Here is a 26,553-nt window from a genome sequence, read left to right as displayed (position 1 = left end):
TCCCCGCGATCGTGTTCCCGGAACGGGACGCTACTTGCTGACGGGCTTGCCGGCCTTGCGGCGGTTGGCACCGCCCCGGCTGCGGAGTTGCACATGCGACTCCACGAGCACGTTGTGAATGAAGCCGTACGACCGCCCGGTTTCCCTGGCTAGGGACCGGATACTGGCTCCGGCCTCGTACTGCTTCTTGAGCTGGGATTGCAAGCGATCGCGGGATTTCCCGGTGACGCGCGTGCCTTTACCCAATACGGCTTTACCCTGTGCGGGCCTGTCACTCATGGCTTCCTCCGAGTCGCCGTGGGCGCCTCATTCCAGGGTAGAGACTCGGATGCCTGTGATCAACGAAACGGTGTGATGTGAATCACCGAGTTTTGGCGAACACGCGTTTTTCGGTGCGGGAAGCGAGTTTCCGGGCCCGGACGGTGGTTTTTCCGGGCCCGGAACACACACGCTCAGGCCAGCTGGATCAGTTCCAGGTAGTCCTGCGACCAGTGGTCCTCGGTGCCGTCGGGCAGCATGATGACCCGTTCGGGGTTGAGCGCCTCGGCCGCGCCCGGATCGTGGGTCACCAGCACCACCGCGCCCGCGTAACTGCGCAGCGCGTCGAGCACCTGCTCACGCGAGACCGGGTCGAGGTTGTTCGTAGGTTCGTCCAGCAGAAGGACATTCGCCGCCGAGGACACCAGACCGGCGAGGGCGAGACGGGTCTTCTCACCACCGGAGAGCGTGCCCGCGGGCTGCTCGAGCTGCGGTCCGGAGAACATGAACGCGCCCAGCAGACCGCGCAGGTCCTGCTCGCCCGCGTCGGGGGCGGCGTGGCGGATGTTCTCCCAGACCGTGGCCTGGTCGTCGAGGGTGTCGTGCTCCTGGGCGAAATATCCGATCTTGAGGCCGCGACCGGGGTCGATCTGGCCCGCGGTCAGGCTCTCCACGCCCGCGAGCAGCCGCAGCATGGTGGTCTTGCCGGCGCCGTTGAGGCCCAGGATGACGACCCGGCTGCCCTTGTCGATCGCCAGGTTCACGCCGGTGAAGATCTCGAGGGACCCGTACAGCTTGGTCAGGTTGGTGGCCATCAGCGGCGTCTTGCCGCAGGGCGCGGGCTCGGGGAACTTGATCCGGGCCACCTTGTCGGCCACGCGGATGTCGTCGACCTCGCTGAGCATGCGCTCGGCGCGCTTGACCATCTGGTGTGCCGCAGCGGCTTTCGTGGCCTTGGCGCCGAGCTTGGCGGCCTGCTGCTTGAGCGCGGAGGCCTTCTTCTCGGCATTGGCGCGCTCGCGCACCCGGCGCTGTTCGTCGGTGGCGCGGGCGTCGAGGTACTTCTTCCAGCCCATGTTGTAGATGTCGGCCTCGCCGCGCACGGCGTCGAGGAACCACACCTTGTTCACCACGTCACCGAGCAGTTCGACATCGTGGGAGATGACGATGAGGCCGCCGTCGTGGTTCTGCAGGAAGCCGCGCAGCCAGTTGATGGAGTCGGCGTCGAGGTGGTTGGTGGGCTCGTCGAGCAGCAGCGTGGTGTCGGACTTGCCGCCGCTGCCGTCGGAGGCGCTGAACAGGATGCGCGCCAACTCGATTCGACGACGCTGACCACCGGACAGGGTGCGCAGCTGCTGGTTCAGCACACGGTCGGGCAGGGCGAGGCTGTGGCAGATGCGGGCGGCTTCGCTCTCGGCGACGTAACCGCCGAGGGCGGAGAAGCGCTCCTCGAGGCGGCCGTACTTGCGGATCGCCTTGTCGCGTTCCTTCTCGTCGGCGACCTCGGCCATCAGCGCCTGCTGCTTCTCCATCTCGCGCAGCAGGGTGTCGAGGCCGCGGGCCGACAGCACCCGGTCCTTGGCGAGCATCTCGAGGTTGCCCTCGCGCGGGTCCTGGGGCAAATATCCCAGTTCTCCCGAACGAATGACCTTGCCCGCGTAGGGTTCACCTTCACCGGCGAGAATGCGCAGCGTGGTGGTCTTGCCGGCACCGTTGCGGCCCACCAGCCCGATCCGGTCACCGGCCTGCACCCGCAGCGCCGAGCCCGGCGCCGTCAGCAGGGTGCGGACTCCGGCCCGGACCTCCAGGTCGGTCGCGGTGATCACAAGCGTCTCCTCGGGTGCAGCGGATGCCGATGGTTAACTGAACGATTGTGCGTCGTGTCGACGCGCAAGAACCACCGATTTTATCCCAAGCGGCTCAGACACCGAGGTCAGGGGCGGGGTCAGCCGTATGGCCTGCGCCGATGCGGTCACGGCGACGACGGACCGCGTAGAACAGACCGCGGGCCGCGGCGGTGATCAGCCACAGCGTTGCTCCGAGTCCCCCGCAGAAGATCACACCCCACAGCATGATGAACGGACCGTAATACGCCACCCGGGCCCAGTAGCCGCACGGGCCCACATCCTCGGGGATGCTGGCGCATTCGGGGTGGCCGATGGCGGAGAACGCGAGGGTCGCGAGCGTCGGAATCGCCACGGCCACAGTGAGAACGAACGCCAGTTCACGGACCGGACGGAACGGGGCTGCCATGCGCCCGAAGCCTACCGGCTCGGTGCCGCCGGAAACCGAAGGAACGCAGCAGGCTTACATGTTGACATTCACCGGTGATTTGTAACACACTCGCGGGGCTCAACTGATGAGGGAGGGGCCGGCGATGACCGATCACGCGCGTGTGGCGCAGGAATTGCTGCGGGACAGTAGCCAATTCAAGTGGTACGTGATCCCGCTGTTGCTGGTCGTCATCTACGTGTACGCCACCGAGGTCGAGCGGCGGAACTGGAACGTGCTGTTCGCGGGCCTGGCGCTGTGGGGCATGGACCTGTTCAACGAGATCTGGAATTCGCTGGTCTTCCACGGCACCGGGCGGGCGCCGGTGTGGGGCGCGACCGGGCCGACGGCCTATCAGATCCTCATCGGGTTGAACATCGAGATCTGCTTCATGTTCGCCATCATGGGCATCGCGGCGGCGAAGATGCTGCCGCCCAAGGAGACTCGCATCCTCGGGCTGCCCAACCGGCCGGTGCTCATCGCGCTGAACTCCGCGGCCGCGGTCGGGGTCGAGGTGCTGCTCAATGCGATGGGCGTGCTGACCTGGGACTGGTCCTGGTGGCACGCGGGCTTCCCGTTCCTGATCTGGCTGGTCGGCTACGTGCCGTTCTTCGCGGCCTGCTTCTTCGTGTACGACCTGCCGACCGTGCGGGCCAAGGCCATCGCCGTCGGCGCGATCCTGGGCGTCGACGCGCTCGCCATCGCCGTCTTCGGCACGCTCGGGTGGCTGTGATGACCGACCGGACCCTGCGCCACGGCGTGCTCGCGGCCGCCGCCGGACTCGCCTTCACGCTGGCCGCACCCCAGCAGGCCGCCACCGCCGCTCCCGCCTGCGACCTGCTCGGCACCGTCGGCACCCCGGAGCCGGGTGCGGACGAGACCACCGCGGGCCTGGACGCGTTCCCCGCCGCCACCGTCGCCCTGCCGGATCGGGTCCCGCTGCGCGGCACCGCGGAGACCTTCAACCGCCGCTGGTCCTTCGCCACCCGCGACGGCGCGATCTACGTCAAACCAGCCGCCGCGCAGGGCGGTTGGCGCACCCTGCCGCTGCCGGGCTGTCTGGCGGGCCGCGTCGCCGGGGTCTCCGCCGACGACGACGAGCTGATGGCCATCGATGTCGACGGCCGCTTCTTCACCATGGACCGCATTCTCAGCGCCCCCGCGGACTGGAACTGGTCCAGCCGCTACGGCTCCCCGCTGTGGACCGGTCCGGGCAATACCCTGCCGCCGGGCACGACGGCGTGGACCTGGTCGGTGCTCTCGCCCAACGAGGACCACGTCTGGCGCGACAGCGCGGGCAACGACCACACGGTGGGCGGGGCCAAGGTGTCGCACGTGTACGCGCTCACCGACGACGGTCATCGCATCCACTACGTGGACCCGTGGCTGCCGCTGGACCACAGCTACGAGATGTCCACCCCGGCCGGCGGCCGGTTCCGGGCGGTCGGCATCTCCACCAGCGGCTCGACCACCCTGGTCGTGAACCGCTTCGGCGACCTCTACACGCGCCTGTACGACTTCGACATCTCCGGCGCGGACAAGGTCTTCTTCCGCTACTCCTACGAGGACCAGCACGGCCGCCCCGAAGCGCCCGCCATGCTCTCGGAGCGCATCGACGACCACTACGCCGCGATCCAGCTGCCCGCGCCCGAGTGGACCGCGCAGCCCAAGATCCCCGGGCAGATCACCGACCGGGTCTCGGTGCACAAGACCGGGATCGGCTCGGCCGCACGCGAACTCCGAGTGGAGGGCGTCGCCGACGGGCGCACCGGATACTGGGTGAAGACGCTGACCGCCGAGCAGTGGGATTTCGTGCCCACCGACCAGCCACTGGCGGGCAAGATCCTCGACAACACACCCGCGGACCATTCGGTCGACGACAGCGTGCCCGTGTCCCCGTACACCTATGCGGGCAAGACTCCGTCGGGTGTGGGAGCGCGGATCGAGAACTTCGATCTCGCGGTCTCCCCCACGCCGCTGCGCCTGGAGTTCGCCGACGGCAGCCGGCTGGATCTGATCCTGCACACCGTCGACGGACTCCGCCAAACCGTGCAGGCTGCCGGAATCACCGATCAGCCACGGAGTTTCGACGGCAGTATCGAGGTCCCCACGGCCACCCTGGCCACGCCGGCCGAGCAGCCCGACACGGTTCGCCGGTTCGTGCGGACCGCCCTGGGCGACCGCCGCTTCACCGACACCGCGGTCCGGGTCACCACGAGCGGCTTCGCCATCGACGCCCTCGCGGTGACGCTCCCCCGCACGCACTGACGACGGAGAACGGCTGTCCGACCGGGGAATCAGAGGTCGGGCAGCCAGTTCCCGTGGAACCCGTGCGGCACCCGGCGGGGCAGGTGGATGGTGCCGATCGGCTCGCCGCCGAGGTCGTCGGCATCGAGAATGACCAGGTCACTGCGGTTTTCGGCGGTGTCGTAGACGTAGGTCATGAGATAGCCCGCACCGCCGGGGGTTTCGTCGGCCGCCGCGAACGCAGCCTCGGCGGGTACTCGGCCGGGACCGAAGTCATGGACCGTGCTCGACCCCGTGTGCAGGTCGTAGCGCAGCAGCGCGCCGGTGCCGCCGTCGGAGACCGAGGCGTGGCCGTAGCGGGCGTCGAGGCCCGCCAATCGGTCGTCGATGCGCGGGAATTCGGCGATCCGGTCGTCGATCCGTTCCTCGCGGACGGACCCGGTGGCGAGGTCGAGGGTCCAGCGCCACAGGTTCGCGCCGGTGTCGAAACCCTGTGAGGTGTCGCGCCACATGCTCGGATACCGCATGGCGTACAGCACGATCCGGCCCGCGTCGTCGTGGGCGTTGAGGGTGTGGAAGACGTAGCAGGGTTCGATATCGAACCAGCGCACCGGGCCGTGCGGGTCGTCGCGGCGCAGCACGCCGATGCGCGCCTGGTAGTCGTCGCTCCACCGGAACGGCATGGCCCCGCCGGACATGGCGGTCTGCATGTCGAACACCACCGGCAGATCCAGGAACAGCACATGCTTCGCGGTGAGCGCGAAGTCGTGGTGCATGGTGGCGGCCGGGACGTCGATGGTGCGGCTGAGTTCGAGATTGCCCGCGGCGTCGGCGCGGTGGTAGGTCAGGTAGGGCTCGAGGAAGTCGTAGCCGAAGAAGTGCAGTTCCCCGGTGACCGCGCAGGTCTTGGGGTGCGCGGTCATGGCGGTGGTGAGCTTGCCGTCGAAGTCGTAGGGGCCCACGGTGTCCAGCTCGCTGGTCAGTTCGTAGGGGAACGAGGATTCGACGAGGGCGAAGCTGCGGCCGGCGTGCCGGACGATGTGGGTATTGGCCGCGCCCGCTGCGTAGTCCCGGTTGCCCTGCGCGTCGATGCCCTGCGCGCCGTCGGTGAACCGGGTGGTCCGCACCCACCGATTGCGGTAGGAGACAGCGCGTCCGCCTTCGAGGCGCACCCCGTGCACCATGCCGTCGCCGAAGAACCAGTGCGGGGAGGCGGCGTCGTGCGGGTTGGGCCCGTTGCGCACGTACCAGCCGTTGAGGTCCTCGGGAATCGTTCCGGTGCAGGGCAATTCGTAGGCGGTGATCTCGTCGGGGACGGGTGCGTAGTTGCCGGAGAGATGAGGAGGAGTGGTCATGATCGATACCTGTCTGCCCGAGCAGCGGATGCTCACGGCTGCGACATTCCAGTTCTGACATGTCCAAGATTGAGCCTCCTATTCCGACATGTCAAGAGTGGAATGTAAGCTGAGCCCATGAGTCTCCGGTACGCCCTGCTCGGATTGCTGTCGGACGGTCCCGCCAGCGGCTACGACCTGCTGCGCACCTTCAAGCTGTCCCTGGCCAATGTCTGGCCCGCGACGCAGAGCCAGATGTACACCGAACTCACCAAGCTCGCCGACGCCGAACTCATCGCCGTCACCGACGAGGGCCCGCGCGGGCGCAAGGAGTACACGATCACCGCCGCCGGGCTCGAGGACCTGCGCACGTGGCTGACCACCACGACGCCGAGGGAGGTGCACCGCGACGAGATGCTGTTGCGGGTCTTCTTCCTCGGCGTCATCCCGCCGACCCTGGCCCGCGCGTATCTGACCGATATCGCCGAGCGGGCCGAACGGGAGCACGCCAACCTGCGCGAACTCGAGCAGGGCATCGACTGGAACGAACGCGACCTGTCCCGCTACGGCCATCTGGCCCTGGAGTACGGGGCGCGCGCCACCGCCCTGAAGGCCGAATGGGCCCGCTGGGCGCTGGAAAACCTACCGCCCGAACAGGATTGAACCGCTACAGGCCGAGCCCGTGCGCCAGCACCGGCCACGACGCGGGCAGTTCGTCGTCCCAGTAGCCCCACGAGTGGGTGCCGTACGGGTGCAGTTTCACGGTGGCGGGGATGCCGAGCTCCTCGAGCCGGTCGCCCATGGCCCGGGTGCACTGATCGGTGGCCGCCTCGAGAATGCCGCCCACCAGGATCTGGTTCGCGAGATTGTCCCCGGCCCCGGCGAAGTGCTTGTCGAGGACCTTGTCGTGGGGTCCGGGCATGCCGTTGCCGCTGGACAGGTACAGGTCCAGGCCGCGCAGTCCCTCGGCGTGCAGGTAGGGATCATTGGCCGCCCACTGCGGGTCCCCCGACGGCCCGTACATATTGATGGCGTCACCGCCGCCGAAGGCGACCGTGATCCGCACGAACGCCTCCCCGATCGGATCGGCGATCCGCGCGCAGCCGCTGTAGGCGGCCACCGACCGGTACAGCCCCGGCTTGACGATCGGCAGTTGCAGCACCGAGGTGCCGGACATGGACACGCCCACCAGCCCGTTCAGGCCGTTCGCGCCGAGCGCGGCATCGATGAGCGGCGGTAGCTCCTCGGTGAGGTAGGTCGTCCACTTCATGACGCCCAGCCGCGGGTCCGGGTGCCGCCAATCGGTGTAGTACGACGCCGCGCCGCCGATCGGCTGCACGACATTGACGTTCTTGTCGGCCAGGAAGTCGAAGGCGTTGGTGCGCTGATCCCACGACGCCGCGCCCTTGCCGCCGCTGCCGCCGCTGAGCATGTACAGCACCGGCCGCGGCACGGAGGTGTCGGCCGGGCGCTGCACGTCCACCGGGAAGTCCATGTTCATGGCGGCGGAATGCACGGTGAACTGCAGGTGCCGATCGTCGATCACGCGGGTTGCCACGATCCTCGAACCGTCCGCCGCGGCCTCCCCGCCGCTGCCGGTCGAGAAGGGCAGCGCGTCGGGATCGGCATTGGCCGCGAGATCGAAGGGCGTCGAGGTCAGCGCGAGCATTCCCGTCGCCGCCATCACCGCCGCACTGCACATGATCGAGCGGAATCGCACGTCGGGGGTTTTCCTGGTTCTCGCATGCCGCGCCGGGTTCGAATCCGGGCGGGGGTGTTCTCCGACGGCCGTGACCGCCCACGGCCCGACCAACTACGCATCGGGCACGCGGCGGACAGTCTGGCACAGGCTGCCGAACGGCAGGTTGCCGGATCGTTGCACGCAGCGAACAGCTTGCGCACCGGCTCCCGAGCCGGCAGTGAACTCGGCGGGTTACCCGAGAGTCAGGAGTTTCGCCGTGCCGGACACGACGGTCTGGCTCTGGTCGACCAGCGCGACCCGAACCTGTACGGGCGCACCCTTTTCCAGGGCCGGCTCCCCCGCGGCCGGGCTGAGCGCCACCGTGGCGGTGTGCTGGGACCCGTCACAACTGAACGTCGTCTGCGCGCCGGTGGCGGCGGGCCGGTCGGCATTGGGATCGCCGACCATGGCTTGAATGCTGTCTACCCCCGCTGACGACTCACAGGTGTAGTCGATCCCGATCGAGGTCGCGGCGGCGGAGGTGACCGCGATCGAATTGTCGGCGAGCGCGGGGGCGGCGGTACAGACCAGGCTCACGCCCAGCGCCGCGAAGGCGGAGACGGACAGGGCGGAGCGGTACCGATTCCGGATGGTGACCATGGATATTCATGCCTCCTGGGTGAGGGACCTGAATCACTGAACACACTCGGAAAAAGACGCCCAGCCAGTATGGCCGGGCGTCTCCATGGTCCAGCGCGCGGGTCCCCGCGCCCGGGAGAACCGCACCGCCCGGCGAGTCACCGGGGCGATGCGATGGTCGATCAGCGGCGGGTCACTCGCCCGGGTTCAGCACCACCGGCAGGCTGGTGTGGCCGTTGGAGATGAAGCTGCCGATCGGGGTCAATTCCGTTGCGGGCGTGGCCAATCGGAGGTTGGGGAAACGCTCGAACAGCGCCGGGAGCGCGATCGCGGCTTCCAGGCGGGCCAGCGGGGCGCCGAGGCAGTGGTGGGCGCCGTAGCCGAAGGCGACGTGCTCGTCCTTGGTGTCGCGCTGGATGTCGAATCGGTCCGCGGTCTCGCCGTGGATCTTCGGGTCGCGGCTGGCGCCGGCGTACGAGGCGAGGATGGCCTCGCCCTTGGGGATCACGACGCCGCCGACCTCGATGTCCTCCACCGCGTAGCGCAGCGGCAGGTGGGCGACCGGCGCCTGGTAGCGCAGGGTCTCCTCGATGACGTCGTTCCAGGACGCCTGCTCGCCGACGACGGCGGCCAGCTGCTCCGGGTGCGAGAGCAGCGCCACGATGGCCTGGCCGAGCAGGTTGACCGTGGTCTCGTGGCCCGCGTTGATGACCAGCATCAGCGTCTCGACGAGTTCCTTGTCGGTCAGCTGCGAGCCGTCCTCGTCGCGGGAGGCGATCATGGCGGTGGTGATGTCGTCGCCCGGGTGCTCGCGCCGGTAGGCGACCAGTTCGCCGACCCGCTCGTACATCTCCAGGAAGTTGGCCATGGCCTCCTCGGCGGTCAGCGACCCGTCGAAGAAGCCGTCCACGCACTTGTGGATGGCGGCGTCGAGGTGCTCGGGCACCCCCATGAGCCCGCTGATCACGCGGATCGGGACGGGGTAGGCGTAGAGCGAGCGCAGGTCCGCGGTCGAACCCGCTGGGAGCTCGGCGAGGTCGTCGAGCAGTTCGGCGACGATGGCCTCGATGCGCTCGCGCATGGCGGTGGTGCGGCGGTGGGTGAAGGCCGGGGAGACCAGCTTGCGCAGGCGGCGGTGGTCGGCGCCGTAGGCGGTGAACATGTTCTCCACCGCGATCCAGGGCAGCAGCGGCCAGGCCTCGGTGATCTCGCCGTTGCGGAACGCCGCCCAGTGCTGGCGCGGGTCCTTGGAGACGCGCTCGTCGGTGAGCAGGCCCTTGAGCACTTCCTGGTCGGTCACCGACCAGGCCTGGACGCCGCCGGGCAGCTCGACCAGCGCGACCGGGCCCTGCTCGCGTATCCGGGCGGATTCGCCCTGGATATCGGTGCCGGTGACATCCAGCACGATCGGGCTCTGGGACATGAAAAGCTCCTTCTACACCGCGCGGAGCGCGGGACTGATCGGGAATTCGACCGGCAGTGCCACCATGGCGCGGTGGAACGGGCCGGGACGCCAGGAGATCTCGTCTTTGCCGACCGCCAGCGCGATGTCGGGCAGTGCGTCGAGCAGCTGGTCGATCGCGGTCTGCGCGACCAGATACGCCACCGAGCGGGCGGGGCAGGCGTGCGGGCCCGCGCTCCAGGCCAGGTGCGAGCGGTTCCCGGTGCGGTCGCCGCCGGCGATCTCGGGATCGTTGTTGCAGGCCGCGAGGCTGATCAGCACCGGCTGGTGGGCGGGCAGCCAGGTGGTGTCGATGAGCACCGGCTGACGCGGGTAGCTGATCGAGAAGTTGGCCATCGGCGGGTCGTTGAAGAGGACCTCGTCGAGGGCGTCGCGGGTGGAGAGGCTGCCGCCCAGCATGTCTCCGCCGAAGCGGTCGTCGGTGAGCATGAGCAGCAGCGTGTTGGCGATCAGGTTCTGCATCGGCTCGAGGCCCGCGCCGTAGAAGCTGACCAGCTGGTACAGCATCTCCTCGTCGTTGAGCGCGGTCGGGTGGTGCGCCATGCGGGAGGTGACGTCGTCGCCGGGCTCGGCGCGGCGCAGGGCGATCAGCTCCATGAGCGCCTCGGCCAGGGTCTGCATGCCCCATGCGGCATTGACGGTGTCGAACAGCGCCGCCATGCCGGTCGCCACCCGCTGCCCGATATCGGCCGAGCAGCCCACCACCTGGTTGAGCACCTCGAACACCAGCGGCAGCGCGTAACTCGACACCAGGTCGGCGCCGCCCTCGGCGGCGATCCCCGCGATCAGCGGGCCCGCGATCTCCTCGACGGTGGAATGCACCGCGTGCAAGTCGATTCCGTCGATGGCGGCGGAGTAGGCCTGCCGGTAGCGCAGGTGCTCGGCGCCCGCGTTACGCAGCGCGTTCGGGTACCACTGCATCATCGGCCGGATCGGCGAGTCCTCGGGGATGGTCTCCTGCCAGACGCGCGGGTCGGCGGGAAAGTGCTCCGGATCGTTGAGGATTCGCAGGGCGGTCCGGTAGTTCACGACCAGGGTGGCCGGAACGCCCGGGGCCAGTTCGATGGGCACCATGGAGCCGTGGCGTCGCCGCATCTCCCGGTAGGCGGCGTGCGGATCGGCCGCGAATTCCGGTGTGCCCAGCAGGATCCTGAGCTCCTCGGGAGCGACACCCGCTCCGCCCCGAACCGGACATCCCTGAACCCCCGCGAACCCGCCTCGCGACCCTGTCGTGTCCACGACCGAAACTCCCTATCGACGAACAACTTTCACCGCGCCCCACCGAGCCTTGTCGATCGGGCCACCACATCGCAGACTAGCAGCCCCGCAGCACACCTACCGATTTTGTGAAATGCCAACGGCCGCCGGGGCTCCTCGGGCGGGCCGCTATTCCTCGACGATCGAGGTGATCAGGGTGCGGCCGCTCACCGTGCGGGTGGTGACCGTCTGGGTGAACGCGTCCGGCAATTCCCCGGGCCGCTGCTGCATGACCTTGACCGCCCAGTGCTCGTCGTCGCCGGGGGCGATGCGGCCGACCTGCACGCAGTAGCGGGTGCCGACCGGCAGCGAATCGATGCCGGTCTGAATGGTCGACGGATTGGCCACATTGGAGGCGTCGCCCGCGACGAATTGGCTTGCCACCGAGCCGGAGCGGAGCACGTAGTAGGCGTACTGGAATGCCAGGATCGCGTCGGGGCCACTGGCGATGCCACCCGGATCGGTGCCGGTGACGCTGTCGGGAGTACGGCGGGTCTGGCAGCCGTCGGCGGCCGCGGCGGCGGCCGGGTTGACCGACGTGGCCACCGCGGCCGTACTCGTGCGGGCCGGTGCCGAGGTGCGCGGGCCGGTCGTGGGCGCGGCCGAATCCTTGGGACTCGGTTCCATCAGTGCCGAGAGCAAACCGACCGCGGCGGCGGTGGCGCCCACCGCCACGACGACCGCGAGCACCACCAGCAGGGTGCGTGACCGCGCCCAGGGCTCCGACTCCGGCACGGCGGCGTGCCGGTTCTTGTCGCGCGGATTCTTCGCCTTGGGCGGCGGAACCGCCGGCGCCGACCGTGATTCGGTGAGCACGCCGCTCACCGCCGCGGACAGTTCGGCGCAGGTGGCGTAGCGGTGGCGGGGGTTCTTCGCCATGGCGCGCGCCAGGATCGGGTCCAGGGCGGCGGGCAGGGCCGGGTTGAGCGCGTGCGGCGCGGGCACGGGGGCCTTGACGTGCCGGTAGATCAGCCGGGGCAGGTCGGTGTCGGCGTACGGGGGTGTGCCGGTGAGCATTTCGAACAGCGTGCAACCCAGCGAGTACACGTCGGCGCGGCGGTCGACGCGGGCCTCGTCGTTGAAGCGTTCCGGCGCGGTGTACTGGAAACTCGCGACCACCTCGCCGCGCCCGGTGATGCCGCGGACCTCATGCCTGGATTCGGCGATGCCGAAGTCGGTGAGCAGCGCCCATTCTCGCGGTTGCGCGGTGAGCAGGATATTGGCGGGTTTGACATCGCGGTGCAGTACGCCCGCGTCGTGCGCGTAGTCGAGGGCGCGGGCCACGTCGGCGGTGATGGCGGCGGCGCGGCGCGGTTCCAGGGGCCCGGCGAGCAGTTCGGCCTCCAGGTCCGAGCCGTCGACGTAGGCCATGGCCAGCCACAGCCGTCCTTGTTCCTCACCGCGCGCATAGATGGTGACGATGTTCGGATGGGCGAGCCGGGCAATGATATTGGCCTCGCGCAGGAATCGCTGCCGGGTCTCGGCGCTGTCCCCCGCCACTACATTGAGCAGCTTCAAGGCGACGAATCGGGGCAGGTCCCGGTCGTGGGCCAGGTACACCTCACCCATTCCGCCGACGCCGAGGAGCCGCTCGACCCGATACCCGGCGAAGGTCACTCCCGGCCGGAGCTGCTCAGCCAAACAATCCTCCCGATTCACCTGCACCGCAGACAATACCGGGACCGATCGGCGGCGGGAGGAACGGTTCGGATCGGATGCGGCGGGGCGCGGGTGCGGCGGGATTTCCGCTGGCTAGGGTGGGTGCGACCAGCACCGCACCGATTCGGGAGGCCCATTGACCGCCGCCGCGCGACCGCGCATCGCGGTGGTGATGGGCGTGGCGGGATCCGGCAAGTCCACTGTCGCAGGCATTGTGGCGCGGACGCTGGGCTGGGATCTGCTGGAGGGCGACGACCTGCACCCGCCCGCCAATCGCGCGAAGATGGCCGCCGGTCGACCTCTCACCGATGCCGATCGGGGGCCGTGGCTGGCGGCCGTCGCGGAATGGATGTCCGCGGAGTTCGCGGCCGGCCGTTCGGGAATCGTCGCCTGTTCGGCCCTGAAACGCTCCTATCGGGACATCCTGCGCGCCGGGCACCCGGACGCGGACCTCACCTTCGTGCACCTCACGGGTTCCCGAGAAGTACTGCGCGCCCGCCTCCTCGCGCGCACCGACCACTTCATGCCACCGGACCTGCTGAACTCGCAGCTCGAGACCCTGGAGCCACCCGGCCCGGACGAACATGCGATCACCCTCGAAATCGATCGTCCGCCAGCCGAAGTCGCCGCCGCCGCGCTGGCCGCCCTGCGTCCTCACAGCTGACCCGAAGCTTCAGCTCAGCTTCAGGCCGCGTCTCTACCATCGACGGCGTGTACGCACCGAGAATCGTCGCCGCGGTCCTGCTCTCCACCGTGTTCCTGGCCGCGGGGTGCACGTACCCGCGGGCCCGCGCGGCGGCCGACACCACCGTCACCCTCGAATTCGGCGGCCTGCAACGGCAATACCTCGTCCACTACCCCGCCAACCGCCCGCAGGGCCTGCTGCCCGCGGTCCTGGCCTTCCACGGCGGTGGCGGCACCGCCCGGAATCTGGCGGAGACCTCCGGCTTCGACAAGCTCTCCGACACCGAGGGCTTCATCGCCGTCTACCCCGACGGCTACGAGAAGTCATGGAACGACGGCCGCGGCGCGGACACCAAGGCGGGCGCGGCCGGAATCGACGACGTGGGTTTCGTTGCGGCGGTGATCGACCGGCTGGTCGGCGGCGACGGCGTGGACCCGTCCCGTGTCTATGCCACCGGGATGTCCAACGGCGGCATGCTCACCGAACAGCTCGGCTGCCGGCTGCCGGGGAAGCTCGCCGCCATCGCCCCCGTCGCGGGGCCGCTCCCCCAGGCGGACGAATCCGATTGCACCCCCGCCCATCCCCTGCCGGTGCTCGAGATCCACGGCACCGCCGACCCGATCGTCCCCTACGACGGCGGTGTCGTCCGGGTCACTTCGGGACGGCACGGCGCCGGCACCAGCCCCGTGCTGTCGGTCGACGCGACCCAGCAGTGGTGGCGCGAGCGCGCCGGCTGCGCCGACGTCACCACCACCCAGCTCCCGCCGCGGACCGACGACGGAACGTCGGTCACGCTGCGGTCCGCCGACTGTGGGAACGGATCCGCGGTGCAGCTCTATACGGTCACCGGCGGTGGTCACACCTGGCCGGGTGGTCAGCAGTACCTGCCCGAGGCCATTGTCGGCAAAGTCACGCACCAGTTCGACGCCGCCGACGTGATCTGGCGATTCTTCGCTCGATTCTCGGCATAACCGCCGGTCGAACACGGGACAACCAGGACTTACCGGTACCGTGGGCCAATGGCCGCCCTACAGTTTGCCTGTCGGTAACTCTCGTATGAAACAACCAACGCCTGAGCGACGGATGGTTCCATGAGAGGTGGGCAGCACGTAATGCCGCGACCGCAGGCCGATATCGAGACAGACGCGAACCCGATGTTGCGGGCCGCCCTCGCGCCGCGAGCCCGCACCCTGGTCGACATTCTCGCCGCGACCGCCGCGGCGCACCCCGACGCACCCGCCATCGACGACGGCGAGGTGGAACTCGGGTACGCGGAACTGCTCGCGGAGATCGCCGTCGAGGTGGACCGGCTGGCCGCCGCGGGCGTGCGCGCCGGGGACCGGGTCGGCGTCCGGATGCCGTCGGGCACGCGCGGGCTGTACATCACCATCCTGGCCGTCCTGCACGCGGGCGCGGCCTATGTCCCGGTCGACGCCGACGATCCCGACGAGCGCGCCCGGCTGGTGTTCGGCGAGGCCCGCGTATCGGCCATCGTGACCGCCGCCGGCATCGAGACCACAAGCGTCCCACGCGAATCCGGCGACACGAGGACGCGACCGGCCGCCCCCGCCCCCGCCGACGACGCCTGGATCATCTTCACCTCCGGATCCACCGGCACCCCCAAAGGCGTTGCGGTGACCCATCGCAATGCCGCCGCCTTCGTCGACGCCGAAGCGAACCTGTTCCTCCAGCACGAACCGATCGGCCCCGGCGACCGGGTACTGGCCGGACTGTCGGTCGCCTTCGACGCCTCCTGTGAGGAGATGTGGCTGGCCTGGCGGCACGGCGCCTGCCTGGTCCCGGCCCCGCGCGCGCTGGTGCGCACCGGCGCGGACCTGGGTCCGTGGCTGGTACGCCGTGAGATCAGCATCGTCTCGACCGTCCCGACGCTGGCCGCCACCTGGCCCGCCGAGGCGCTGGAACCGGTGCGGCTGCTCATCTTCGGCGGCGAGGCGGTCCCGCCCGAGCTGGCCGAACGCCTGGCGGGCAACCAGGATTCCGAGCGCGAGGTGTGGAACACCTACGGCCCCACCGAGGCCACCGTGGTGGCGTGCGCGGCGCTGCTGGACGGCGGCTTCCCGATCCGCATCGGCCTGCCCCTGGACGGCTGGGACCTGACCGTCGTCGACGCCGCCGGAAACCCGGTGGGCGAGGGCGAATCCGGTGAGCTGGTGATCGGCGGCGTCGGCCTGGCCCGCTACCTCGACCCGGCCAAGGACGCCGAGAAGTACGCCCCGCTGGAATCGGTGGGCTGGGAACGCGCCTACCGCAGCGGCGATCTGGTCCGCAACGACCGCGAGGGCCTGGTGTTCCTGGGCCGCGCCGACGACCAGATCAAGCTCGGCGGCCGCCGCATCGAACTGGGTGAGATCGACAACGCGCTGCAGCATCTGCCGGGCGTGACCGGCGCGGCCGCCGCCATCCGGACCACCAAGGCGGGCAACAAGATCCTGGTCGGCTACCTCACCGGCCCCGACGCCGACTACGACCTGACCGCCGCCAGAACCATACTGGCCGAACAGCTTCCGGCTCCCCTGGTGCCGCGCCTGGCCGTGGTCGGCGAACTGCCCACCCGCACCTCGGGCAAGGTCGACCGTGACGCCCTGCCCTGGCCGCTGCCCAAGGCGGTCGCCGCCACCCCCGAGGCCGGGCTCACCGAGACCCAGCGGTGGGTCGCCGGTCTGTGGGATTCGATCCTGGGCGCCGAGGTCACCGATCCCGACGCAGACTTCTTCGACCTGGGCGGCGGCTCCCTCGCCGCGGCCCAGCTGGTGGCGGCGCTGCGCGAACGGCATCCGCGCATCGCGGTGGCCGACCTCTACGACCATCCGCGCCTGGGCGCGCTGGCCGCCTTCCTGGACGGCTTCGCCCCGACCGAGACCGTCGAGGAGCGCGTGGTCCAGCCCGTACCGCTGTCCGCGCAGCTGTTCCAGGTGCTCGCCACCATCCCGCTCACCACCCTCACCGGTCTGCAATGGCTGACCTGGCTGGCCACCGTCGGCAATATCGCCGCCTGGTCGGGCTCGCTGCCGTGGCTGCCGCACCTGTCGTGGTGGTGGACCCTGGCGGCGTTCGTGCTGTTCATCTCCCCGCCCGGCCGGATGGCGCTGTGCGTCGCCGGGTCCCGGCTGCTGCTGCGCGGCGTCGCGGCCGGCACCTACCCGCGCGGCGGACTCGTTCACCTGCGGCTGTGGACGGCCGTTCGGCTGTCGGAGGCCAGCGGCGCGGAGAACCTGTCTGGCGCACCGTGGATGGTGCCGTTCGCCCGCGCGCTCGGCGCGACCGTCGGCAAGGGCGTCGACCTGCACACCCTGCCGCCGGTCACTGGCATGCTGCGGCTCGGCGACGGCTGCAGCATCGAACCCGAGGTCGACCTGGCCGGGTATTGGATCGACGGCGACGTGGTGCACATCGGCCCGATCGAGATCGGTCCCGGCGCGGTGGTCGGGGCGCGGTCGATGCTGCTGCCCGGCACCAGGATCGGCCGCAATGCCGAGATCGCGCCCGGCTCGTCGGTGTCGGGCAAGGTCAAGGCCGAACAGGAGTGGGCGGGCTCGCCCGCGGTGAAAGTCGGCCGGGCCCAGCACCGCTGGCCCGACGCCACCCCCGCGCGCGCCTCGCACTGGGTCGCCATCTTCGGCGTCACCTCCATGCTGCTGGCCTCGGTGCCGATCCTGGCGCTGGGCAGCGGCGGTCTGCTGATCGCCTGGTGGATTCGCGACACACAGACGCTGACAGCGGGTTTCGGGCGCGCGTTCGCCATGCTGCCGGTCGCCATGCTGCTGGTGCTGGGCGTGTACGCGGCGGTCACCATCGTGTCGGTGCGGCTGCTGGCCATCGGGCTTACCGAGGGCCACCACCCGGTGCGCAGCCGCCAGGGCTGGCAGGCGTGGGCCACCGAACGCCTGCTGGATTCGGCGCGCACCTTCCTGTTCCCGCTCTACGCCAGCCTGCTGACCCCGGTGTGGCTGCGCCTGCTGGGCGCGAAGGTCGGCAAGCGCGTGGAGGTGTCGACCGTGCTGCTGCTGCCGAAGTTCACCGTGGTCGCCGACGGCGCGTTCCTGGCCGACGACACCATGGTCGCCAGTTACGAATTGGGCGGCGGCTGGCTGCGGATCGGTGAGGCCAAGGTCGGCAAGCGCGCTTTCCTCGGCAACTCCGGCATGACCGCGCCGGGCCGCCGGGTCCCCAAGAACGGCCTGGTCGCCGTGCTGTCGGCGGCGCCGTCGAAGGCGAAGGCAGGCTCGTCGTGGCTGGGCAGCCCGCCCATCCGATTGCGCCGCGCCGCCGAAACCGCCGACACCGCACGCACCTTCGACCCTCCCGCGCGGCTGCGGATCGCCCGCGCGGTGGTCGAGACCTGCCGGTTGATCCCGGTGCTGGTGACCTTCGCCATCGGACTCGGCGTGCTGTTCGCCCTGGCCTGGCTGGCCCAGACCCTCGGCCATCTGCCCACCGCCCTGCTCAGCGGCCTGGTGCTGCTGACCGCGGGCGCGGTCGCGGGCGCGTCCTCGGTCATCGCGAAATGGCTGCTGGTGGGCCGGATCGGCACCGAGGAGCATCCGCTGTGGAGTTCGTTCGTGTGGCGCAACGAGGTGGCCGACACCTTCGTCGAGCATGTCGCCGCACCGTGGTTCGCGCGGGCCGCCACCGGAACACCTGTCCTGAATGTCTGGTTGCGTGGACTCGGCGCGAAAATAGGCCGCGGGGTATGGTGCGAATCCTATTGGCTTCCGGAGGCTGACCTGGTGACACTCGGTGACGGCGCGACCGTGGAACGCGGCTGCGTGGTGCAGACCCATCTGTTCCACGACCGCATCATGGCCATGGACACCGTCACCCTCGGACCCGGCGCCACCCTCGGCCCACACTGTGTCGCCCTGCCCGCCAGCGTGATCGGCGCGGGCGCCACCATCGGACCCGCCTCGCTGGTCATGCGCGGCGACAGCGTCCCGCCGTCCACCCGCTGGTGGGGCAACCCCATCGCACCCTGGCCGGACGGGAGCCGCTGATGGTGAATCCGATCGACGAACCCATCGACGATTACCTGCCGCAGAACGGGAATCGCGGCTACCGGGTCTCGCGCTACGACCTCGAGCTGGTCTACAAGGTCGCCAGCAACCGCCTGGCCGGGCGCGCCGACATCACCGCGGTGACCACCGGCGCGCGAGATCGCTTCGCGCTGGACCTGTCCCAGGCGCTGTCGGTGTCCAAGGTGCTGGTGAACGGCGCCAAGCCCGCCAAATACGCCCACCAGCGCGGCAAATTGGTGATCACCCCGCGCCAGCGCGTTCCCGCGGGCGGCGCGTTGGTGCTGACCGTGCAGTACGCGGGCCCGCCCACACCGGTACGCGGCCCGTGGGGCGAGGTCGGCTGGGAAGAGCTCACCGAGGGCGCGCTGGTCGCCAGCCAGCCCAATGGCGCGGCCTCCTGGTTCCCCTGCGACGACCACCCCAGTTCCAAGGCCAGCTACCGGATCTCGATCACCACCGACTCCCCCTACTACGCGCAGGCCAACGGCACCCTGGTGCGCAAACAGACCAAGGCCAGCCAGACCACCTGGGTGTACGAGCAGCCCGAACCCATGGCGACCTACCTGGCGACCATCCAGATCGGCCACTACCGCAAACAGCGGATCGACGCGCCGCGCGGATCGGTCCCGATGCAGGCGGTGCTGCCGCCGCGGCTGCGCCTGCCCTTCGAGCACGACTTCGCGCGCCAGCCGCACATGATGGAGGTCTTCTCCGAACTGTTCGGGCCCTACCCGTTCGAGGCCTACACGGTGGTGGTCACCGACGACGACCTCGAGATTCCCATCGAGGCCCAGGGCATTTCGGTGTTCGGCGCGAATCACTGTGACGGGCAACGCGGTTCGGAGCGACTGGTCGCGCACGAGCTGGCGCACCAGTGGTTCGGCAACAGCCTCACCATCCGGCGGTGGCGCGACATCTGGCTGCACGAGGGCTTCGCCTGTTACGCGGAATGGATCTGGTCCGCGGCCGCGGGCGGGCCGTCGGCCGATCAGCTGGCCCGCACCGCGCACCGCAACCTGGCGCGGCTGCCGCAGGACATCCTGCTCGCCGACCCGACCCCGGAGTTCATGTTCGACGACCGGGTCTACAAGCGCGGCGCGCTCACCCTGCACGCCCTGCGCCTGCAGCTGGGCGACGCCGCCTTCTTCGACCTGCTGCGCGCCTGGACCGCGCGGTACCGGCACGCCTCGGTGAGCACCGACGAATTCACCGACCTGGCCGGGCATTACAGCAACCAGTCGCTGCGGCCGTTCTGGGACGCCTGGCTGCACGCCCGACCGCTGCCGCCGCTGCCCGCACTCCCCGCGTACCGGACCGATTTCGAGGCCGGGTAGACTTCCAGCGAACACGTTGTTGATCATTGATGTGCCGGTGCGAACCGTCACACCAGCGTCGTAGATCGCTACAACTTCCAAGCAGCCCCCACTGCGCGGCTTAGCTTTCCTTACGGCGATCGATTTTGCCCACTGGCAATCTCGCCACCTTGTGCCCCCGGCGCGGACCCGAAGTCCGCCGCACGGCTCGGGCACGCACCCGATGCCCGAAAGGCACTGCAGCACTGATGACTTCTGCCCCGACCTCCTTCGCCGCCCTCGGCGTCCACGAGCCCCTGATCCGCGCGCTCACCGCCGCCAGGATCACCGAGCCGTTCCCGATCCAGGCCGGTACCCTGCCCGATTCGCTGGCCGGGCGCGACGTGCTCGGACGCGGAAAGACCGGCAGTGGAAAGACCCTGGCGTTCTCCATCCCGATGATCGACATGCTGGGCCGGGACCCGCAGCCGTGTGCGCCGAATCACCCCGCCGGGCTGGTTCTCGCGCCGACCCGCGAGCTGGCGACCCAGATCGCGGCCACCCTCGAGCCGCTGGCCGCCGCCTACCGCATGTCGGTGACCACGATCTTCGGTGGCGTGTCCCAGCACCGGCAGGTGCAGGCGCTGAAGAAGGGCGTCGACATCGTCATCGCCTGCCCCGGCCGCCTCGAGGACCTCATGCGGCAGGGCCTGATCAGCCTCGACGACGTCGAGATCACCATCATCGACGAGGCCGACCACATGGCCGACCTGGGCTTCCTGCCCGGCGTCACCCGCATCCTGGCCGCCACCCCGAGCGATGGCCAGCGCCTGCTGTTCTCGGCCACCCTGGACAACGGCGTCAACAAGCTGGTGCAGCGCTTCCTGCCCAACGCGGTGAAACACGAAGTCGACGAAGCGAATTCGCCGGTGGCTGCCATGACCCACCATGTGTTCGAGGTGCCCACCAACGACGCCAAGCGCGCGGTCGTGCACCGCCTCGCGTCCGGCACCGAGCGGCGAATCCTGTTCACCCGCACCAAGCATCAGGCCCGCAAGCTGGCCCGCCAGCTCACCACCGCCGGCATCCCGGCCGTGGACCTGCACGGCAACCTGACCCAGCCCGCCCGCGACCGCAACCTGGCGGCCTTCGCCTCCGGCGCGGCCAAGGTCCTGGTCGCCACCGACGTCGCCGCGCGCGGCGTGCACGTGGACGGCGTGGAACTGGTCGTGCACGTCGATCCGCCCGCCGAGCACAAGGCCTACCTGCACCGGTCCGGCCGTACCGCGCGCGCGGGCAATGACGGCGACGTCGTCACCCTGGTACTGCCCGATCAGCGGGGCGATCTCGCCGCGCTCATGCGCAAGGCCAAGATCACCGTCTCCCCGCAGTCGGTGACGCCCGACTCCCCGCAGGTGAGCCAGCTGGTCGGCGAGGTCGCCGCACTGGTTCCCGTCGCCGGCGGCGACACCGCCCCGGCCCGGGGCGAGGCGGCGGCTCCCGTACGCGGCCCGCGTCAGCCCCGCCAGCGCAACCGCCCGGTGGGCGACAAGCCCGCCGCGCCGCGCCGGCGCAAGTCGAGCGGCCGCGGCGACGAGGTGCGCAGCGACCGTCCGGCCGACCGCAAGCACGAGACCGTCAAGGACGGCCGTCCCGGCGGACGCACCGGCGGGCGGGCCGCCGGCAAGCCGCGCACGGCCTCGGGCGCTCCCACGGCGTCGGGTCACGGCTCCCGTGGCGGCGAGACGGGCGGCAAGCCCGCGTCGCGCACCCGGTCGGATCGTCGTGCCGCGGCTCCGGCCCGTCAGCGCGACCACGGCCAGGGCGCTTCCGACACTGCGGGCGGCCGGTCCGGATCGCCGCGCACGGGCGGCTCGCCGCGTCGTCGCCGCAACGGCTGACGCACTCGGCACTACTCGTGGTTCTCGGCGCGACCGTTCTCCGGTCGCGCCGAGAATGTAACCTTTGTCCGTATCCACACGGCGTGGAATTTCTTACAGTTAATTGAGAGCAAGCAGCAGCCCGCTCCCACGCCGTGAATATGTTTCCACCGCCCCCGACGTCCACTCAGGGTGAGGAGAGAAGCAATGGTTACGCAGGCCCCACTGAGCGAATCGGTCACGGTCAAATTCGAGCGGGTGGACGATCACCGCTACAAGGTGTCGGTGACGCCGATCGACCGCCTGCAATGGCGGGTGGGGTACGCGCCGGATATGAAAGCCGCCGTGCAGCTGGCCCGCGAGCTCGCGAAATAGCCGCTACAGCGCCGGCGCGCCGGGTTCCAGCAGCCGCTTGGGGTGCATGCCGTCGACCTGCCCGATGAAGGGCGGGTGAATGCTGTAGCCGAGCATCCGGCGAATGTCCTCCGAGACCGCGCGCACGGTATCGCGGGTCATCGACAGGGTGAACGCCTCCTGCGGGCGCAGCCACGGCTCGCAATACTGCGCGGTGAGGGCGAGCCGCGGATTCGCGGACCGATTCGCGCCGCCGCCGTGCCACAGGGTGCCGCCGAAGAATACGCAGCTACCGGCCCGCATCACGACCGGTTCCCGCGGCGTCGATTCATCCGGGAGCTCGTCGCCCCACAATTGGCTGCCCGGCACCACATCGGTGGCGCCATTGTCGGCGGTGAAGTCGTCGATGGCCCAGATGGTCGCCGCTCCCAACGCCTTTCGCGGCCGCGGCAGCGGGTAGAAGCCGTCGTCGGTGTGCAGCATCTGCGCGGCCTCGCCGGGCTGGATATTGATCACCTGCAGCATGGACAGCAGATAGTTGGGCATGAACAGCCGGTCCAGCAGCGCCAGCACGCGCGGGTGGTCGGCGATGCGATCGCAGGATCGGGTCTTGTTCAGCACGCTGTAGACGCGCTGGGTGGAATGCCCCTCGAAGTTGTTGCGTCCGCTCCGATCCAGCAGTGGCGCAACGCTTTCCCGGATCTCGTCCAGTTCGGCCGCCGTCAGCAGGTCGGGCAGGATGACGTAGCCGTCGCGCTCGAGCGCGGCCAGATCCGCGTCGACCACCGCCGGGTCCACGGTCGCGCCGCTGCTGCCGGTGCGCCGATAGGTTCCGGCCAGATCACCGTCGAGATCCCGTAGCGAGGTCACCTTCGTGCTCATCGGGCCATCCTTTACATAACTGAGTTCTGTTATCCTCCGACTGTGGCACGAGCACCGATCGGACGTCAACAACTTCTCGACGCCGCGCGCGACGAACTGGTCCACGCCAACGGACTGCTGGAGCTGAGCGCGCTGACCCGCCGCACCGGCCTGAGCACCGGCGCGCTCTATCACCACTTCGGCTCGAAAGTCGGTCTGCTGGCGGCGATCTGGGACGACTTCTACGAAGGACTGAGCCGGGCCATCGCCGACGATCAGCTTCCCGACGGCGACTGGGCCACCCGCGAACGTGCCCGCACGCACTGTTTCGTGGCCTATCACTTCGACCACCCGCTCGCGGCGCTGCTGCTCAATCGCGCCGCCCCCGATCCGGGCCTCACCGAGATCGAGGCCGTCTACATCCGCAATCTCGGTGACGCCGCGGCCGCCAATATCCGGCGCGGGCAGGCCACCGGCGAGATCCCCGCCGATCTCGACCCCGACAGCGCGGGCGCGTACGTGATCGGCGGCCTACGCCACGGCATCGGACAGCAGCTCCGCACCCACCCCCGGCCCGCGGTCGACCTGGCCGCGGAACGCCTGTGGCGCTTCACGGCCGCGACGCTGGAACTGTCCTAGAACCCGCGCGACACCCGGCGGAGCGAACTCAGGCCGCCAGCCCGAGGTTGGCGACGAGTCGGCGCACGCGCTGCTCGATGTCGTCGCGGATGGCGCGGATCTCCTCGATCCCACCCCCGGCGGGATCGGGCAGCGGCCACTGCTCGAACCGATGCCCGCCGATGATCGGGTTGTCGTCACCGCAACCCATGTCGATCACCACATCGGCGGCCCGCATCAGCTCGTCGGACCACGGCTTCGGGAATTCGTCGGCGATGTCCACGCCGCGTTCGGCCATGGCCGCGATCACCAGCGGATGGATCGCCGCGCTCGGGGCCGAACCGCACGACCACGCGGCGGCCTGCTGCCCGGCCATGCTGGTGAAGAATCCGAGCGCCATCTGCGAGCGCCCGGCGTTCTGGGTGCAGACGAACAGGACCGTGGGCCCGGTCGGAGCGCCGTGCCCCCGCGTACGGGCCAGGGCGGTGAGCCGCTCGCGGGCGAACCGCTCGGCCAACGCCGGCAGCCGGTCCGTCGGTAGTCCGATGGCCGTGAGATGGTCCAGCGAACCGTCGAGGATGCGCTCGACCGTGGCGCGGTCCGCCGACGGTCCGAACTCGCCCATCAGCCGTGCCACCGCGTCACCCCGCGCGGCCGGTTCCGTGTCGGTGCCGGAAGGCAGGGCGGTGCCGGGATTCTCGTTCACGCTCACACTCCCTCCGCTCGAAATTCCAGCGTATCGCTGTTCACGACGTCCCGGCCGAACGCCGACCCCGACACGAGACCCGTTAATAGCCACACGCTATCGTCGATTGCGGTCGGACTGCCAGTCGATCACCCGGTCGCTCGCCGACTTCGCGGTGAGCGAATGCCCACATCCGAGCCGACAGTGTGACGACGGCCATTCCTCCGGCGTGTCCGCCGTCGCCCCGCCACTCAGACCAGGACCGGTGTCAACGGCTCGGTCACGGGGTCGAAATCGTTCGCGGGCAGCACCGTCCAGAGGTCGTCGCCCTCCCGGGGTTCGCGCCGGTAGGCCCACTGCAGCGCGGCCAGTCCCAGCAGGCCCGCCAGCGCGGCGGCGATTCCGATCTTCCATCCCGGCGGACGCCACTCGACCACCAGGTCTGCGTCGGTGGTGCCGGGCGGAACATCGACGCCGACAAAGATATTCGCGACCGTCCGCACGGCGACGTCGCGCCCGCCACGTAGTTCAGGCCCAGGTTCTTGGCGTAGTTGCCGAACGCCAGCGACCCCCAGGCCCCGGCCGCGGACTGTTCGGCGGGCGGCACCAGGGCGCGGTCGGCCAGTTGCAGGGTGACGCCGTCGAATCGGGGGAAGGCGGCCGTCATCTCCGAACGCCGCTCGGGAAAGTGATACGACATGGGTGTGGGCGCTTGCCCCCGCACCTGCGTGTAGGCGATGGGGAACATGGCCACGATCGCCACCGCGCACGCCGCCGCCGGACCGCGGGTACGCGCGAGCCGGACCAGCACGACGGTCAGCGCGGCCACCACGGCGGTCGCGACCAGATGCCGGACCACCAGATGCGGTGCGGCACAGAATGATCGGACGAACAGCAGGCCGATCAGCACCGCCGCCGCGATCCACCGGCGCGGCGCGTCGAATCGGCCGTGCCTGCTCACCAGGACGCACACCAGCACCAGCACGCCGACCGCCAGCATGGGCAGCACCCGGGCGGGCCAGCGCAGCGGGCCGATGCGCCCGGGCCCGGCCGTCCACATCAGGAAGCCGTGAACTGGCCGCGGTCGTGGAGCGGATGCCCGACGCCGACCGCTCCGGGCTGATTCACGCGCTCACCGCCTTCACCCGCGCGGGCGGCGAGTCCCCCGCCGATCTCGATATCGACGGCTACCAGCTCTGAACCGCGGTAGGTCCGACCGCGGCTAGCGCGCCGGGCCCAGCTGGTCGCGGAACTGGCCGGGGGTCAGACCGGTCTCCTCGCGGAAGGCGCGGTAGAAGTGGCGGTCGGTGGAGAAACCGCAGGCGGCGGCGACCGCGGCTAGCGAGCGGGCGCGATCGGCGCGAATCAGGCGGCGGGCGTGCGCGATTCGGGTCCTGCGGATCAGGGCGCCCGGCTCGCCGAAACCCTCGCACACCCGGTAGAGGGTGCGGCGGGAGAGCAGGCAGGCGTGGGCGATCTCGTCAACCGTCAGGTCCGGATTGGTGAAGTTCTTGCGGATGTAGGCGAGAACCTGCTGGCGGGTGTAGAGCGAATCCGACGGGGCGGGTGTGCCGGTGCCGGTGGACAGCAGCAGGGCCGAGGCCATCATCCCGGCGGCGTCACCGCCGAATACGGTGACCGCGCGGGCGATATCGTCGGCGGGGAGTTCGGCCAGATTGCGGAAGAAGCCGGTGACCACGCCGAGGGCTCCGGTGGCGGGGACGGCGGTGGCGGTGGGCAGCTGTTCGCGGGTGAGGCCGGAATGTTCGAGGACCAGGCGCATCGGGGCCCGGATCAGGGTGGACAGGCAATTGTCGGTGGTGCGGCTCTCGAGCGGCAGGCCGCTGTCGAAGAAGGCGATGGTGCCGGGCTTCGATTCGGCGGTGCGGCCACCCTGCTCGGTCCAATTCGTCCCTTTCAGAACGATATTCACGAGCAGGAAGTCACCGGTGGTCCGCGCCACCAGCTTCGGTGTCCGCAGAGCGCGTTGCGCACTGGCCTGCATGCGCGACACCGAGAATCCGTCGTATTGGGCCGATACCACGCGGCCGTGCCAGTGTCCGGTGCGCAATGGCTCGATGGCGGTCGGCGCGACAGCGTCCGACATCAGGGCTTCCCACTGTTCGAATGCCTGACGTGGCGACAGAGTCGAGGAGGACGAGACCTCGACGGCGCCGGAAACGGCATGGTCCACAGAGGCAATCCTCTCACCGGGATTCGCTCGGCAGTACCCCTTTTCCCGGGATATCTCACGGCATGGGAGAACCGCTCAGGAGCAGTGCGGTCACTGTGCCGAGGCCCTCGATCCGGAGCGGCGATCCGCGATCTTTGTAGTGC

The 26,553-nt window shown here is 69.8% G+C and carries 23 protein-coding genes; 10 read left to right on the top strand and 13 right to left on the bottom strand.

Annotated elements, in window-relative coordinates; genetic code table 11:
• Positions 1 to 30: 30 nt before the first annotated feature.
• The 3 genes from ACQP06_RS16510 to ACQP06_RS16500 form a co-directional block, all read right to left on the bottom strand.
• Complete coding sequence (locus ACQP06_RS16510; protein WP_357082573.1) at positions 31 to 279, bottom strand: helix-turn-helix domain-containing protein; 249 nt, start codon at positions 277 to 279, stop codon at positions 31 to 33.
• Positions 280 to 452: 173 nt separating this feature from the next.
• Entirely contained in the window at positions 453 to 2,084 is a 1,632-nt protein-coding gene (locus ACQP06_RS16505; protein WP_433673007.1) for an ABC-F family ATP-binding cassette domain-containing protein, read from the bottom strand.
• 94 nt (positions 2,085 to 2,178) lie between these two features.
• Positions 2,179 to 2,511: a hypothetical protein gene (locus tag ACQP06_RS16500; RefSeq protein ID WP_433673006.1), complete on the bottom strand. Its 333-nt coding sequence runs from the start codon at positions 2,509 to 2,511 to the stop codon at positions 2,179 to 2,181.
• A 124-nt stretch (positions 2,512 to 2,635) separates the two neighbouring features.
• Between ACQP06_RS16500 and ACQP06_RS16495 the strand changes: the two genes are divergently transcribed.
• Together ACQP06_RS16495 and ACQP06_RS16490 are read left to right on the top strand one after the other, a co-directional pair.
• The gene (locus ACQP06_RS16495) at positions 2,636 to 3,262 is read left to right on the top strand and encodes a hypothetical protein (protein ID WP_433673005.1); all 627 of its coding nucleotides are present in this window, start codon (positions 2,636 to 2,638) and stop codon (positions 3,260 to 3,262) included.
• Positions 3,262 to 4,797: a hypothetical protein gene (locus tag ACQP06_RS16490; RefSeq protein WP_433673004.1), complete on the top strand. Its 1,536-nt coding sequence runs from the start codon at positions 3,262 to 3,264 to the stop codon at positions 4,795 to 4,797. The genes ACQP06_RS16495 and ACQP06_RS16490 overlap by 1 nt, the downstream gene beginning before the upstream one ends.
• Before the next feature lie 29 nt (positions 4,798 to 4,826).
• Here the strand turns inward: ACQP06_RS16490 and ACQP06_RS16485 are convergent, their stop codons facing one another.
• Entirely contained in the window at positions 4,827 to 6,131 is a 1,305-nt protein-coding gene (locus ACQP06_RS16485) for a carotenoid oxygenase family protein (protein ID WP_433673003.1), read from the bottom strand.
• Between the two features lie 117 nt (positions 6,132 to 6,248).
• On the opposite strand from ACQP06_RS16485, the gene ACQP06_RS16480 reads away from it, so the two are divergent.
• Complete coding sequence (locus ACQP06_RS16480; protein WP_433673002.1) at positions 6,249 to 6,773, top strand: PadR family transcriptional regulator; 525 nt, start codon at positions 6,249 to 6,251, stop codon at positions 6,771 to 6,773.
• Positions 6,774 to 6,777: 4 nt separating this feature from the next.
• On the opposite strand, the gene ACQP06_RS16475 is transcribed toward ACQP06_RS16480, so the two are convergent.
• The 5 genes from ACQP06_RS16475 to ACQP06_RS16455 form a co-directional block, all read right to left on the bottom strand.
• A complete protein-coding gene (locus tag ACQP06_RS16475) occupies positions 6,778 to 7,812 on the bottom strand; it encodes an alpha/beta hydrolase (RefSeq protein ID WP_433673343.1) in 1,035 nt (344 codons plus the stop codon).
• A 231-nt stretch (positions 7,813 to 8,043) separates the two neighbouring features.
• Positions 8,044 to 8,451 (bottom strand): hypothetical protein, encoded by a 408-nt coding sequence (locus ACQP06_RS16470; protein ID WP_433673001.1) that lies wholly within the window; start codon positions 8,449 to 8,451, stop codon positions 8,044 to 8,046.
• A gap of 172 nt (positions 8,452 to 8,623) precedes the next feature.
• The gene (locus ACQP06_RS16465) at positions 8,624 to 9,853 is read right to left on the bottom strand and encodes a cytochrome P450 family protein (RefSeq protein ID WP_433673000.1); all 1,230 of its coding nucleotides are present in this window, start codon (positions 9,851 to 9,853) and stop codon (positions 8,624 to 8,626) included.
• A 12-nt stretch (positions 9,854 to 9,865) separates the two neighbouring features.
• Positions 9,866 to 11,131 carry a cytochrome P450 gene (locus ACQP06_RS16460; RefSeq protein WP_433672999.1) on the bottom strand — a complete coding sequence of 422 codons (1,266 nt, stop codon included), beginning with the start codon at positions 11,129 to 11,131 and terminating at the stop codon, positions 9,866 to 9,868.
• A 147-nt stretch (positions 11,132 to 11,278) separates the two neighbouring features.
• Complete coding sequence (locus ACQP06_RS16455; protein ID WP_433672998.1) at positions 11,279 to 12,790, bottom strand: protein kinase domain-containing protein; 1,512 nt, start codon at positions 12,788 to 12,790, stop codon at positions 11,279 to 11,281.
• Positions 12,791 to 12,980: 190 nt separating this feature from the next.
• Here ACQP06_RS16455 and ACQP06_RS16450 point away from each other — a divergent pair, with 190 nt between their 5' ends.
• The 6 genes from ACQP06_RS16450 (at position 12,981) to ACQP06_RS16425 (ending at position 22,073) form a co-directional block, all read left to right on the top strand.
• Positions 12,981 to 13,472: a gluconokinase gene (locus ACQP06_RS16450; protein WP_433673342.1), complete on the top strand. Its 492-nt coding sequence runs from the start codon at positions 12,981 to 12,983 to the stop codon at positions 13,470 to 13,472.
• A 47-nt stretch (positions 13,473 to 13,519) separates the two neighbouring features.
• Positions 13,520 to 14,464: an extracellular catalytic domain type 1 short-chain-length polyhydroxyalkanoate depolymerase gene (locus ACQP06_RS16445; RefSeq protein ID WP_433672997.1), complete on the top strand. Its 945-nt coding sequence runs from the start codon at positions 13,520 to 13,522 to the stop codon at positions 14,462 to 14,464.
• Between the two features lie 141 nt (positions 14,465 to 14,605).
• A complete protein-coding gene (locus ACQP06_RS16440; RefSeq protein WP_433672996.1) occupies positions 14,606 to 18,505 on the top strand; it encodes a Pls/PosA family non-ribosomal peptide synthetase in 3,900 nt (1,299 codons plus the stop codon).
• A complete protein-coding gene (locus ACQP06_RS16435; protein WP_433672995.1) occupies positions 18,505 to 19,860 on the top strand; it encodes a M1 family metallopeptidase in 1,356 nt (451 codons plus the stop codon). Before ACQP06_RS16440 ends, ACQP06_RS16435 begins: the two co-directional genes overlap by 1 nt.
• Before the next feature lie 227 nt (positions 19,861 to 20,087).
• Positions 20,088 to 21,719 (top strand): DEAD/DEAH box helicase, encoded by a 1,632-nt coding sequence (locus ACQP06_RS16430; protein WP_433672994.1) that lies wholly within the window; start codon positions 20,088 to 20,090, stop codon positions 21,717 to 21,719.
• A 186-nt stretch (positions 21,720 to 21,905) separates the two neighbouring features.
• Positions 21,906 to 22,073 (top strand): hypothetical protein, encoded by a 168-nt coding sequence (locus ACQP06_RS16425; RefSeq protein ID WP_433672993.1) that lies wholly within the window; start codon positions 21,906 to 21,908, stop codon positions 22,071 to 22,073.
• 3 nt (positions 22,074 to 22,076) lie between these two features.
• Here the strand turns inward: ACQP06_RS16425 and ACQP06_RS16420 are convergent, their stop codons facing one another.
• Positions 22,077 to 22,934 carry a phytanoyl-CoA dioxygenase family protein gene (locus tag ACQP06_RS16420; RefSeq protein ID WP_433672992.1) on the bottom strand — a complete coding sequence of 286 codons (858 nt, stop codon included), beginning with the start codon at positions 22,932 to 22,934 and terminating at the stop codon, positions 22,077 to 22,079.
• Between the two features lie 42 nt (positions 22,935 to 22,976).
• Between ACQP06_RS16420 and ACQP06_RS16415 the strand changes: the two genes are divergently transcribed.
• Positions 22,977 to 23,552 (top strand): TetR/AcrR family transcriptional regulator, encoded by a 576-nt coding sequence (locus ACQP06_RS16415; protein ID WP_379275223.1) that lies wholly within the window; start codon positions 22,977 to 22,979, stop codon positions 23,550 to 23,552.
• Between the two features lie 28 nt (positions 23,553 to 23,580).
• Here ACQP06_RS16415 and ACQP06_RS16410 read toward each other — a convergent pair whose 3' ends face one another.
• From ACQP06_RS16410 to ACQP06_RS16400, 3 genes are all read right to left on the bottom strand, one after another.
• Positions 23,581 to 24,237 (bottom strand): arsenate reductase ArsC, encoded by a 657-nt coding sequence (locus ACQP06_RS16410; protein ID WP_433672991.1) that lies wholly within the window; start codon positions 24,235 to 24,237, stop codon positions 23,581 to 23,583.
• 259 nt (positions 24,238 to 24,496) lie between these two features.
• The gene (locus tag ACQP06_RS16405; protein WP_433672990.1) at positions 24,497 to 25,276 is read right to left on the bottom strand and encodes a hypothetical protein; all 780 of its coding nucleotides are present in this window, start codon (positions 25,274 to 25,276) and stop codon (positions 24,497 to 24,499) included.
• A 162-nt stretch (positions 25,277 to 25,438) separates the two neighbouring features.
• Positions 25,439 to 26,410 carry a helix-turn-helix domain-containing protein gene (locus ACQP06_RS16400; RefSeq protein ID WP_433672989.1) on the bottom strand — a complete coding sequence of 324 codons (972 nt, stop codon included), beginning with the start codon at positions 26,408 to 26,410 and terminating at the stop codon, positions 25,439 to 25,441.
• Positions 26,411 to 26,553 lie beyond the last annotated feature (143 nt).

This window comes from Nocardia sp. CA-136227, from assembly GCF_050955695.1.
GTDB lineage: Bacteria > Actinomycetota > Actinomycetes > Mycobacteriales > Mycobacteriaceae > Nocardia.
The sequence above is the reverse complement of the archived record's forward strand: the minus strand, read 5'-3'. Positions and strand labels throughout refer to the sequence as shown.